The 11,682-nt window shown below is 58.4% G+C and carries 9 protein-coding genes; 2 read left to right on the top strand and 7 right to left on the bottom strand.

Annotated features, from left to right (window positions below; translation table 11 throughout):
- Positions 1-3: 3 nt before the first annotated feature.
- Complete coding sequence (gene catA / locus RG836_RS13670; protein ID WP_310846172.1) at positions 4-939, top strand: catechol 1,2-dioxygenase; 936 nt, start codon at positions 4-6, stop codon at positions 937-939.
- Positions 940-1,141: 202 nt separating this feature from the next.
- Here the strand turns inward: catA and RG836_RS13675 are convergent, their stop codons facing one another.
- The 7 genes from RG836_RS13675 to RG836_RS13705 form a co-directional block, all read right to left on the bottom strand.
- Positions 1,142-3,637, bottom strand: a complete 2,496-nt coding sequence (locus RG836_RS13675) for an efflux RND transporter permease subunit (RefSeq protein ID WP_310846175.1) — start codon at positions 3,635-3,637, stop codon at positions 1,142-1,144.
- Positions 3,634-4,731: a WD40/YVTN/BNR-like repeat-containing protein gene (locus RG836_RS13680; protein ID WP_310846178.1), complete on the bottom strand. Its 1,098-nt coding sequence runs from the start codon at positions 4,729-4,731 to the stop codon at positions 3,634-3,636. The genes RG836_RS13675 and RG836_RS13680 overlap by 4 nt, the downstream gene beginning before the upstream one ends.
- A 190-nt stretch (positions 4,732-4,921) precedes the next feature.
- Positions 4,922-6,253, bottom strand: coding sequence for a DUF1329 domain-containing protein (locus RG836_RS13685; RefSeq protein ID WP_310846180.1), 1,332 nt, complete (start codon positions 6,251-6,253; stop codon positions 4,922-4,924).
- Positions 6,254-6,330: 77 nt separating this feature from the next.
- Complete coding sequence (locus tag RG836_RS13690; protein WP_310846182.1) at positions 6,331-8,025, bottom strand: DUF1302 domain-containing protein; 1,695 nt, start codon at positions 8,023-8,025, stop codon at positions 6,331-6,333.
- A gap of 134 nt (positions 8,026-8,159) precedes the next feature.
- A complete protein-coding gene (locus RG836_RS13695) occupies positions 8,160-8,924 on the bottom strand; it encodes an SDR family NAD(P)-dependent oxidoreductase (protein WP_310846185.1) in 765 nt (254 codons plus the stop codon).
- 173 nt (positions 8,925-9,097) lie between these two features.
- Complete coding sequence (locus RG836_RS13700) at positions 9,098-9,556, bottom strand: SRPBCC family protein (RefSeq protein WP_310846188.1); 459 nt, start codon at positions 9,554-9,556, stop codon at positions 9,098-9,100.
- 92 nt (positions 9,557-9,648) lie between these two features.
- On the bottom strand, positions 9,649-10,413 hold the full coding sequence (locus RG836_RS13705) for an SDR family NAD(P)-dependent oxidoreductase (protein WP_310846191.1): 765 nt from the start codon (positions 10,411-10,413) through the stop codon (positions 9,649-9,651).
- Positions 10,414-10,742: 329 nt separating this feature from the next.
- Between RG836_RS13705 and RG836_RS13710 the strand changes: the two genes are divergently transcribed.
- Positions 10,743-11,681, top strand: coding sequence for a LysR substrate-binding domain-containing protein (locus RG836_RS13710; protein WP_310846194.1), 939 nt, complete (start codon positions 10,743-10,745; stop codon positions 11,679-11,681).
- The last annotated feature ends 1 nt before the right edge of the window (position 11,682 follow it).

Below are 11,682 nucleotides of genomic sequence, written 5' to 3' on the forward strand. Positions count from 1 at the left end.
CACATGACCGTAAAAATAAGCCATACCGCCCAAGTACAAGACCTGATCAAGGAAGCTGCCGGCTTCAACAACGAACAGGGTAGCCCGCGTCTCAAGCAACTGATGCACCGCCTGATCAGTGACGTGTTCAAGACCATCGAAGACCTAGAGGTGACCGAGGACGAGTTCTGGTTGGCAGTGGACCGATTGAACAAGGTCGGCGCGCACACCGAGTTCGGCCTGTTGCTGCCGGGTTTGAGCATGGAGCATTTCATGGATTTGCTGCAGGATGCCAGGGATGAGCAGGTTGGGCTCACCGGTGGCACCCCGCGAACCATCGAGGGTCCTTTGTACGTCGCCAATGCGCCGCTCAGCGAAGGCTTTGCGCGGATGGATGACGCAAGCGAAGACGATGTGGCGACGCCGTTGTTCATCAGCGGCACGGTCACCAATACCGAGGGCAAACCGGTCGCAGGCGCTATTGTCGATCTCTGGCACGCCAACACTAACGGCACCTACTCCTATTTCGATCAGAGCCAGTCAGCCTTCAACCTCCGTCGGCGGATCAAGACCGATGCCCAGGGCAACTACCGCGCGCGCAGCATCATTCCCAGCGGCTATGGTGTCGACCCACAGGGCCCGACCCAGGAATGCCTGAGCGCTCTGGGGCGCCATGGACAACGCCCGGCGCACATCCATGTGTTCGTCTCCGCGCCGGAGCATCGGCATCTGACCAGCCAAATCAATCTGGACGGTGACCAATACCTGTGGGACGACTTCGCCTATGCCACCCGCGACGGTCTGGTTGGCGAGGCTCGTCTGGTGAACGATGCCGAAGCGTCCAAAGCTCATGGCCTGGACGGCCGCCAGTTTGCCGAGCTGGCGTTCGACTTTGTGCTGCAACCGGCCGCTACGCCGGACGACGAACTGCGCAGCCAACGCCCTCGCGTCGGACAGTGACGCTCTGGCAACGACGCTGGCTTTCATCGACCTAGGAGAGCAAAAACGACAAGACCCCATCCAATGATGGGGTCTTGTCGTTTGGGGGCACTGCCCCCCACAGCCACCCTAGGGATTGCCTGAAAGTGCAATGAAAGGGGAAAAGGATGGATTGCCAATCCCCGGCGCATTGCGCGCCGGGGAGTCGCTTCTGGCGTGGCGGTTACAAGCTGATCGCCGAGGAGCTGGCTTGATGACGCGGGCAACTGTCTGGCGTGGTTACCGTGGCAAGGCTCACCCTTGTACTACCAGGTTCACTATGCGAAAGCCCGGCGGACACTTGAGCCCGCGGCAACAAAAAGTGCGCCAAGGCTGGCAACAGGATCAACGCGCCGAGCATGTTCCAGATGAACATGAAGGCCAGCAAAATGCCCATGTCGGCCTGGAACTTGATAGGTGAGAACGCCCAGGACGCCACGCCCAGCGCCAGTGTCACGCCCGTCAGCATCACCACTTTGCCGGTGAATGTCAGCGCCCGGTAGTAGGCTTCGGACAGGGTGGCACCCTGGCGAAGCTGGCCCAGGACAATGGTCAGCACATACAGCGCATAATCCACGCCGATCCCGACACCCAGAGCGATGACCGGCAAGGTCGCGACCTTGATCCCCATGCCCAGGGAAACCATCAAGGCCTCGGCGAGGATCGATGTCAGCGCCAGAGGCACCACGGCACACACCACGGCACGCCAGGAACGGAAGGAAATGAAGCACAGCAGGATCACGGCCCCGTAAACCCAGAACAGCATTTCGTGGCTGGCCTTCTTCACCACGATATTGGTCGCCGCTTCAATGCCAGCGTTGCCCGCGGTCAACACGAACTTCACCCCATCGCCGTTATTGTTCGCGGCAAAGGCTTCGACCTTGTCCACCACCCGGGTCAGGGTATCGGCCTTATGGTCCTGCAGGTACACGAACAGCGAGAGCAGGTTGCAACCCTGGTTGAAGATTTCACGGGGGGTACGGTTGGCGACGGTGTTCAGCGTCCACTGATTGGGTACCAGTTCGTACCACTTCGGATTACCTTCGTTCATGCCAACCGTAATCCGCCGGCTGAGCAACGGCAACGAGTTGCTCCCCTCAACACCGGGCACGTCATGCAACTCCCACTCGAGCGCATCGACCAGTGATTGGGTTTTGTACGAAGTGCATTGGTCGTTCGGCGTTTCGACCATGACCACCAGCACATCGCTGCTCGCCGAATAGGCGTTGGCCATGAAGGCGTTATCCAGGTTGTAACGGGAATCGGCACGCAGCTCCGGCGCACCGGGATCCAGATCGCCCACTTTAAGGTGCAGGCTGACCATGAACCCCGCCACCCCCAAAATAATCGACACCACGACCGCGACAGTGGCCCATTTACGCTCGGTGAACAGATCGAGAAAGCGCCATACCACGTGCTTCTCGATGCCAGCCGCCTCCCCCGCTTCATCTCTCATGCTGCGCACGGCGGCGCTGCGGCTGACGCCGGTAAAACTGAGCAACACCGGCAGCAAAATCAGATTGGTGAAAATCAATACCGCCACGCCGATGCTTGCGGTAATGGCCAGCTCCTGAATCGCGCGGATGTTAATGACCAACAACACAGCAAAGCCCACCGCATCGCAAAGCAACGCGGTCAGGCCCGCCAGAAACAATCGCCGGAAGGTAAAGCGCGCGGCCACCAATTTGTGCATGCCACGGCCGACGTCCTGCATGATGCCGTTCATCTTCTGCGCGCCATGGCTGATGCCGATGGCAAAGACCAGGAACGGTACCAGGATCGAATAAGGATCCAGTTCAAAACCCAGCAACGGCAACAGGCCCATCTGCCATATCACGGCGATCAGCGAGGTGGCGACCACCAGCAGGGTGCTGCGCACACAATGGGTGTACCAGTAAACCGCCGCCGCAGCGATCACGATGGTCAGGAAAAAGAACCACAACACTAGACGAATGCCATCGATCAAATCGCCCACGACCTTGGCGAATCCGGTGATGTGCAGTTCCACTCCCTGAGCTCGGTATCGTTCCCTCAGGGCTTCCAGATGCGCGGAGAACTGCTTGTAATCCAAGGCTTGCCCGGTTTCCGGGTTGACGTCCAGCAACGGCACGAAAATGATGCTGGACTTGTAGTCCGAGGCCACCAGTTGCTCGGCGTCGCCGGAGCGTTCGACGTTGGTACGGGTCTGGTCAATGCTTTGCGGCGATCGGTCATAGTTATCCGGAATCACCGGGCCACCGTCGAGGCCTTCTTCGGTGACTCCAAGCCACCGCGTGTTCGACGTCCACAATGACTTGAGAAACGCACGATCGACACCCGGGATCAGGAATACTTCGTCGTTCAGTTGCTTGAGTGTCTCCAGATAGGCCGCGTTGAAAATCGTACCCTGCTTGACCTCGACGGCAATACGCACCGCGTTGCCAAAACCCTTCATGTCACCTTTGTGCTTGAGGTACTGCTCGATATAGGGATGCCCCGTGGGGATCATCTTTTCGAAATCGGCATTGAGCTTAAGCCTGGTCGCATAAAAACCCAGCATCAGGGTGACCAGCAGGCAAACCACCAGCACCAGCACCCGATGGTTGAAGAACAGCCGCTCCACCGCTGATCCGGATTGTCTGTCGAACGCTTCCAGACTGCAGACGACAGGTCTGGCATCCGCGCGATTATCAATCTTCATTGTTCACTCCCGATAACGCTGGCCAAGCTGAGCCTGGTAACACCACGCATACCCACCACCACCAGACCGCCGTCGGCCGACTGGGTGATGCCCGCCAACGGCGGCAATTGTTTTAGCGGGGATAATTGAAAGCTATTGCCCTTGTCGCGACTGAGCAGCAACTGGCCTGATTGATTGACCAGCACGATTGCCCCCTCCTTGAGCTGCATGCTGCCGGTAATGGAGGCACTGGACGGGATATCGACTTGGCTCCATTCGACGCCGCCGTCGCTGGAGCGGTAGGTACTGCCACGCAAGCCGCTAACCAGCAGATGGTCGTCTGAACTGACGACCAGATCGAAGTAGCTGCCCTCGTAGGGCGTCTGCACAGCTTCGAATTGGGCGCCGTCGTTCTGTGAGCGAAATACGCTGCCTTGTTCGCCGACGATATAAAGGCTGGAACCGCTGCCGCCCATGGAATAGAGGTGCAAACCGGTCGGGTTGTCGATGTGGGTTTGCCATGGCTGCCAGTGCCGGCCGCCATCGTCCGTGCGCAGGATGAGGTTGTAGGAACCGAGGATGTAGCCGGTGCGTTTATTGACGAAATGCACGTCCAGAAACGGTTTGTCCGGACCGTCGGCAACCATCAATTCGGCCGCCTTGACCTGGCGTTCCAGTTGCTCTGGATCACCTTCCTGGCCTTGCAAGCGCTCTCGGGCGACGCGCAGCAGGGTCTGGGCCAGTTCGATACCGTCGAACTGTTTTTCCCAGTTTTCACCGCCGTCCTTGCTGTGCAACAGAACGCCGCCATGGCCAACGATCCAGCCCTCTTTGGCATCGACAAACTGTACGGATGTCAGCGTCACGCTGACAGGGACTTTGGCCTGCCGCCAGGTAGCACCGTTATCGTCCGAGAGCACGACGATGCCTCGCTCGCCGACCGCCACCAGGCGCTCGGGAGTCGATGTCACCGCCACCAGCACCGCGTTTTCGGCGTGGGGTGACAGTTGCGCCGGACGCACCAGGGGGCCGGGCACCGCAGCGTGTGCGGTCCAAGATAAGGCGAGCGATAACGCGGCAGTGAGCAAGGCACCGACCTTTCGATTGCAGCGCATAGACATTCTCCAGCGTTTTTATAATTGTCAGCTGACGCAGTGCGCCTTTTGATCCACAAACTTCCATCGGGTGTGCGGCGCGCGACACCCTGGACACCTCGACTGGATGACTTCAATGCCCCGCTGACCGGCTGCAGAAGCGGATGGCTCCTGCAGCTTTTCCCGACCTGACCTCAGGTTTAAGTGAGGGTCAGCGCACCCCTTCACCCGACATCGCCTCAGGCGTGAAGTCGGCCGACTTGACGTCCGACAGCATCTTGAAGTGGTAGGTATACGAAGGGTTTGACCAGTCCGTGGCACCCACGCCGCTCCAGCCTCCGGTCTGCAGGTTGTGGGTGGACCATTGCAGGTTGGGGAACACGAAAGGGCCATCCATCATCAGGAACGGCAAGGCAATCTGAGTTCGCCACAATTGCCCCTGGCCGTCCCAACCATCCGCCAGGATTGCGCCCCAGGTATCCTCGTCCAGGTAGTAGCGACGCTTGGGCACCACGTGCCGCTTGCCCGGAGCAAGGTCGGCTTCAACCACCCACACGCGGTGCAATTCCCAACGAGTCGAATCCGGGTTGATGTGGTGTGGCATCAATTGCTTGTCGATCGACACGTTCTTTTGCAGGAATTTGTTGTTGTTGTAGGGAATATAGATTTCCTTCTTGCCTACCAACTTCCAGTTGTAACGGTCCAGATCGCCCAGGAAGATGTACGACTCGTCGTAGTACTCCATCCCCGAGTTGACGTCCGACGGCGTGTCGTAACCCAGGGTTGGCGCCTTGCGCACCCGACGCTGGCCAGGCAGGTACTGCCAGGCCTGGCGTGGCTTGTTCACCGAGTCGATCAGCACAAACTGCTCGCCTGACTTGATGGGTGGATCGGTCATCCACACGCGCAGCAGTTCGGTCTGGCCCTTGAAGGTGTCCAGCGTGCCGTTCTTGTTGTAGTACGGGTACATCGCCTTGTTATAGCCCCGCACCGACAGCACCAATTTGCCGTCAGGCGTGCCGACATAGTTGTTAAAGGCATAGGAAGTAGCCTCGCCCACAAAGGTCAATTTGTGGTTCCACATGGCCTCGGCGCCGCTCTTCGGAATCGGAAAGGGTACGCCGCCGTAGGCGCCCTCAACCCAGACATTACCGTCAGTCAACTTGGCGCGGGTGGCGTTGGCGAAGGTGTTGTCATACACCCATTGCGGTGCGGCCGCCGTGCGGTGGGTGGGGTACACGTCCAGACGATAGCTGTCGGGGTACCTCTTCAACATGGCTTTGATGCCGTCACTCAGCTTGTCGGCATACTGGTCCATATTCTTCGCATTGATGGAGTACAACGGCTTCTCGTTCGCGAACGGGTCAGGTCGCGAATCGCCGTTTTTGTATCCGGCCGGCACCGTGGTGTAACCACCCTCCCACGCTGGAATGGTGCCTTCCTTGTTGCCTGCCTTTTCCGCGCCCATGGGGGTCAGGGTGGACTTCAGTTGTGCGGCCTCGTCAGGGGACACCGCCGCGAAAACGTGTGGGGTCGAGAACATGACACTCCACAACGCAGCGCACAAAATCGTGTGTTTAGCTTGCATCTTCACATCTCCTGCTCGGCTTGTTTTTATGGCTAGAGCGAACGTTGCACAGAGAACGCGATGAAATCGCGGTCCTTGAGGGATTGGTCGTAGGAGTAGGACTGGACCGCTGAGTTGGCGGGTATCACGCCTGTTTCCTCAGTGCCGAAGTAGCCGGTGTACATCAGGCTGAATTTCCAGGTTTTCAGGTAATCGGCCTTGACCCCGACACTGAAATCACCGCCATGGTTGACGCTGAACCCGGGGTTGATCACCGAAGACTTGCCGAACAGGCCATAGCCGATACCAATGGGCACCGTAATGTCGACACCGTCGAGTACCTGGTAATAGGCCGGCTCGAAAATCATGCGCAGCGCGCCGGCATCGCGGGTCGCGTTTTGATCGAGCGCATCGGCGTTCTTGGTGATGCTCAGGCGACGGTTCCACGCCACTTCGCCGAGAAAATTACCGCCCTCCCACAGCGGGCCGGCATCGAGCAGCGCGATCCATGACACTTGGCCATGGGCCGTTCTGCCGACCGGATACAGCGGATGATGGTTATTGTTGATGCCTTCGCCCGGCAGCACAGTGATCGAGCCAGCGTGCGGCACCAGCGGCATGTTGTCGCGAACCGAAAACTCACCCGCCACGTTGGTGTCGCCCACTGTTGTACTGAAGCTCACACCCAGCGCCTTGATCTTTTCCGGGTACACCAGCTCGTAGGTCGAAGGCGCAAACGCAGGACTCAAGCTGGCATGGACCACCGGGCTCTTGGCGTTGTACTGGATGGCGTAGAGACCGAATTCGGCGTCGATGTCTTCAGGCCGGTAACGCAGTTGCAAACCGCCCTGCCCCGAGTCGCTGGCCTTTTTGTCTTTGCCACGCACAAAACTTGTGCCCGGCCCGACCAGAATTTGTTCGCCACCGTCATCGAGGATATCGACGGTGGAAAAATAGCTGCCCGCTGCCGGCAAGCGATCGGCTTCCCAGTGAACCTGGTAGTAAGCACCGAGCGCCAGGTTGTCTCGCAGTTGGATCTGCCCGGAAATCTGCGGCACCGGGCGCACCAGTTCCTTGAACTGGGTGCCAGGTACCGACAGCAACTTCACGATATCGGTCGGCGCCTGGCCGCCCGCAATTCCGTTGGCGCCGTAGAACAGACTTTCGCCATACAGAACAGTGTGTTGACCGACACGCAGGGTCGCCGGCATATCGCCGATATAAGTCTTGCCGAACACGAAGGCATCCAGCAATTCAGCCTTGCGACCATGCAATTTTTCGGTTTCGGAGGTGAACTCGTTGTAATCGACGGAGTTGGAGTTGTTGCTGAATGGAGAGTCGTTGTCGTTTTTGCGGTTGTAGATACTGTCGTACCAACCTGCACCACTGACGCGAAGGCCCATATTGTTTTTGGTCAGATCGAACTCGGAAAAAAGATCGACCCGATTGGAGATCATGCCCTTGTCGAAGTTACGATCACCGTCGTCCTGGTTGGCATCACCGGTGAGTCTGGAGGACTGATCTTTCACGCGCCAGGCGGCGCTGTACTTCAAGGTGTTATCCCAGCGTATCTTCAGATCTTCCACACCGGTATTGAACTCGAACGCGTTCGCCAGGGGTGTGGCGAGCGTGGTCATCGCGGTCACTACCGCACAGGCCAACGCCCGAATTTGAAACGGATGACTTTGCTCGTTGAGAAACTCGGTGCACGCAAGCGCACTGATCGTTCTTGTTGTATTGACGTTCATTTTCTCTTCACCAACTTAGTTATTATTAGTGCGTTTGGTTTTGAAGAAGCCGTGACGCTCGCCGGCCATTGAGGCAGCGAATTTTTTCGTGGTTTTCAATCCTTGGAAGTTGTCGACTTAGCGCGCCAGGTTTTTCACCACGCGGTGGTTCCGCCGTCGATTTTTATATCCGTGCCGGTAATGAAAGAACTTTCATCCGAGGCGAGAAACAGTGCGGTCGCCGCCACCTCCTCGGGTTTACCGATACGTCCCAACATGATCTTGCCGACCATGACATCCACCCACTCAGGATCTTCCAGCAACGGAAGTGTCTGTTTGGATTCGATCAAACCGGGGGAAATGCTGTTGGCCCGCAAGCCATACGTACGGCCTTCCATTGCCAGTTGTCGGGTCATGGACAGCACGGCGCCCTTAGCCGCCGAATGCGCGATGCCCGGCAGCATGCGATAGGTCGACCAGGCCGACACCGACGCGGTGTTGATGATAGAAGAGCCTGGTCGCTTGATCAGTTCGGGCCAGGCGGCACGCACCAGGTGGAAAACCAGATTGAGCTCTTGGTCGATGGTGCGATGCCAATCGAAATCGGAGATCTCATCGACCCATCCGAAGTAAGCCATGGCGGCGTTATTGAACAGCACGTCGACGCGGCCATAGGTCGAGACGGCCAGATCAACCAACAGCTTGCACTGGCGCGTGTCAGTCAAGTCACATTCGCTGAGGGAAACCATGTCCCCGCCCAACGACAACACCTCGTCGACCGTAGCCTGGGCGGCCTCGCGATTGATGTCGCAGCCGACCACTTTCGCACCCTGAGCGGCAAACATCAGCGCCGCCGCGCGCCCCATCGAACCACCGGTGCCGGTGATGATACAAACCTTACCCTCAAGACGATCACTCATGACGTTTTCCTGCTTCGTGGAGAGTCAGCCCTTGCGGCCAGCACCGGATGGCTGACCGAAAAAGCAATGATCGACAAGGCGTCTGGCTCATTCACCGTTGACCCAGAACAGACGCGGATCAAAGTGTCGAGCCTGCATGACCTTGTCGATGCCGCGTGTTCCGGCATCGTCTGTCAGGCGACGTTTTTTTTCGCGCGCATACGGCCCAGCGTAGTGTTCACCGCTTCGCAATAGGAGGTTTCCATGCCCTCGGCAAAGGCCTTTTCTTCTGCGCTGCCGGCTTGCACACCTTCCAGGGAAAAGGTGAAGGTGAAGCGTAGGAACAGGGTGCCGTTCTCTTCTTCGATGATATTTTTGATGATGCCGCGGGCACCGCCGGAAATGCGTACAAACTCCACGCGCTCTTGCGGGAACAGCGTGATCAACTCTTGCAGGGTTTCACCGTGCAGCCGCACTTCACGAATGAAAGGGCTTCCGCCTGGAGCCTCTTCGACAATCTTGCAGTGTTCGATCGGGCGGACATAACCGATTGGATTGCGCGCCTTCTCTTCCAGGCCTTCCCAGACCTGCGCCCGGCTCAACACCACTTCACCGGCCGGGTTGATTTCCAGGCGCTTGCTTACATTGATCATATTGCTCACCTTTTCATTATCAAATAATGCCGTCGCTCGGTCGTGAGTAACGGCACACCACAAAAATGTGCGGGTCGCTCGACAGCGCTTTATCAGATGGCCAGGTAGCCGCCATCCACGGACAGTGAAGTGCCGGTCACGAAGCTCGATTGATCGGACAGTAGCCACAGCGCGGCGGCCGCGATTTCCTCGGGCATGCCGAAGCGCCCGATGGGATGACGCTCACGCAGTGCCTGAAATTGATTGGCAAAATTGTCTTCCTGGCTCAGGCGCAGAATCATCGGCGTTTCGATGATGCCGGGAAGGACTGCGTTGACGCGGATTCGATGCGGCCCATAGTCCACGGCGGCGGCCTTGGTCAGACCCAGAACGCCGTGTTTGGCGGCGATGTAATCGGACGCGGCGGCGATGGCTACGGCGCCCAAAGCAGAAGCCGTATTGACGATGGAACCCCCACCGGACTCGAGCATTGCCCGGATCTGATGCTTCATGCAGTAGAAGACGCCGGTCAGGTCGACCTTGATGATTCGATCCCAGGCCCGGGCGTCGATTTCATGCAAAGGCAAGTGGCTTTGTTCGATGCCGGCATTGTTGAAGGCGCCATGCAAAACGCCAAATCGAGCGACCACTTCGTCGACGGCGGATTTCACCGCGGCTTCGTCGGTGACATCGCAAGGGATGGCCGTAGCAATGCCTCGGTTGGATTGGACGATCTCGACGATATCGTTCAAACCGGCAACATCGCGATCGAGCATGATCACCCGAGCGCCTGCTCGTGCGAAGGCCAAAACCGAGGCTCTGCCGATGCCACCTGAGGCGCCGGTGACAATGATATTGCGGTGGCTCAAATCATTCATGACTGAATTCCATTGGCAACGTTTCTTGTTATTCATCTCGCTGTTGGCCTGCGCGACACAGAAAATTGTCCGCCTGCTGCCTACAACCATGACTGCCTTTGTTGATGCCCTGCTCACCCGTGCGGAGGCAAGCAGTGACTCAACTTTAGGTAGCCGGTCAGTCACTGACTAGATCGAGAAATCACTAAAGACTGTTGCGTGAACGCACCAATGAAAGTCTTCCGCTGCCCAACAGGTCCATGCTCAAATGCAGCGCAAACCGGGTCATCGCAGGAGCCTTTCAGCTCCGCCAGAAGCCAACGAAATGCCGGTGGAAAGGGAGATTGTGTGTGAATGACTTGAACGACCTCTATTACTTCGTCCTTGTCGTCAGGCACGGAGGATTTTCACCAGCGGCCAGAGCCACGGGCATCGAGAAAACCCTGCTGAGCCGGCATATCGCCTTCCTCGAAAAACGCATTGGCGCCCGCCTGCTACACCGCACCACGCGCCAGGTTTCGTTGACGGAAGCGGGTCAGCATTTCTACGCACTGAGCCAAGCCGTGGTCGAAGGTGCGCAGACAGCCTATGAGAGCGTGGAGCACATGCGCCGCGAGCCGGTGGGCCTGGTGCGCCTGAGCTGCCCTCAGGTCATGGCCAAGACCTACCTGTCGCCGCTGTTGCCCCGCTACATGGCAACCTTCCCCAAGGTTCGCCTGGAGCTCAGCGCGGTGGACCGCGAAGTCGATCTGTACGAAGAGCGGCTGGATATCGCCTTGCGCGCGCGTACGCACATCGAAGAGTCCGCCGGGCTGGTGGCAAAAACCTTGGGTAGCGCAAGACGACTCATGGTCGCCAGCCCCGGGTTTCTTGATCGTCTGGGCCGTCCCGCGACCGTCAGGGTACTGTCGAGCTTGCCGACGCTTTGCCTGCCGGCCGACATGCACGATGGTTCCGGACGCTGGCTGCTGCACGACCGCGCGAACGAAGAAGTGCTGATTCCCCACACCCCCTGCCTGATCTCTGACGACCTGAGCATGCAAATGGATGCCGCACTCAATGGTCTGGGGGTCGCGATGCTGCCCGAACCGATCGTGGTCTCAGCGGTTCAGTCCGGGGCACTTGAGGTGGTGATGCCTGCGTGGGCAGGGCCGCCCCACCTGATTCACCTGCTGTATCCAAAACCCAAGGGCATGCTGCCGTCGGTGCGCAGTGTGATCGACTACCTGGGTCTGCATTTACCGCGGTTGATTCTCGAGGGCACCCTCGCCAACCAGGCTTCGACCTGAG

The organism is Pseudomonas rhizozeae (assembly GCF_031583775.1).
In the GTDB taxonomy this organism is placed as follows: Bacteria; Pseudomonadota; Gammaproteobacteria; order Pseudomonadales; family Pseudomonadaceae; genus Aquipseudomonas.

Coding starts and splice junctions, on each gene's coding strand:
- catA (WP_310846172.1), top strand. CDS start 4: ATGACCGTAAAAATAAGCCATACCGCCCAAGTACAAGACCTGATCAAG.
- RG836_RS13675 (WP_310846175.1), bottom strand. CDS start 3,637: ATGAAGATTGATAATCGCGCGGATGCCAGACCTGTCGTCTGCAGTCTG.
- RG836_RS13680 (WP_310846178.1), bottom strand. CDS start 4,731: ATGCGCTGCAATCGAAAGGTCGGTGCCTTGCTCACTGCCGCGTTATCG.
- RG836_RS13685 (WP_310846180.1), bottom strand. CDS start 6,253: ATGTTCTCGACCCCACACGTTTTCGCGGCGGTGTCCCCTGACGAGGCC.
- RG836_RS13690 (WP_310846182.1), bottom strand. CDS start 8,025: ATGAACGTCAATACAACAAGAACGATCAGTGCGCTTGCGTGCACCGAG.
- RG836_RS13695 (WP_310846185.1), bottom strand. CDS start 8,924: ATGAGTGATCGTCTTGAGGGTAAGGTTTGTATCATCACCGGCACCGGT.
- RG836_RS13700 (WP_310846188.1), bottom strand. CDS start 9,556: ATGATCAATGTAAGCAAGCGCCTGGAAATCAACCCGGCCGGTGAAGTG.
- RG836_RS13705 (WP_310846191.1), bottom strand. CDS start 10,413: ATGAATGATTTGAGCCACCGCAATATCATTGTCACCGGCGCCTCAGGT.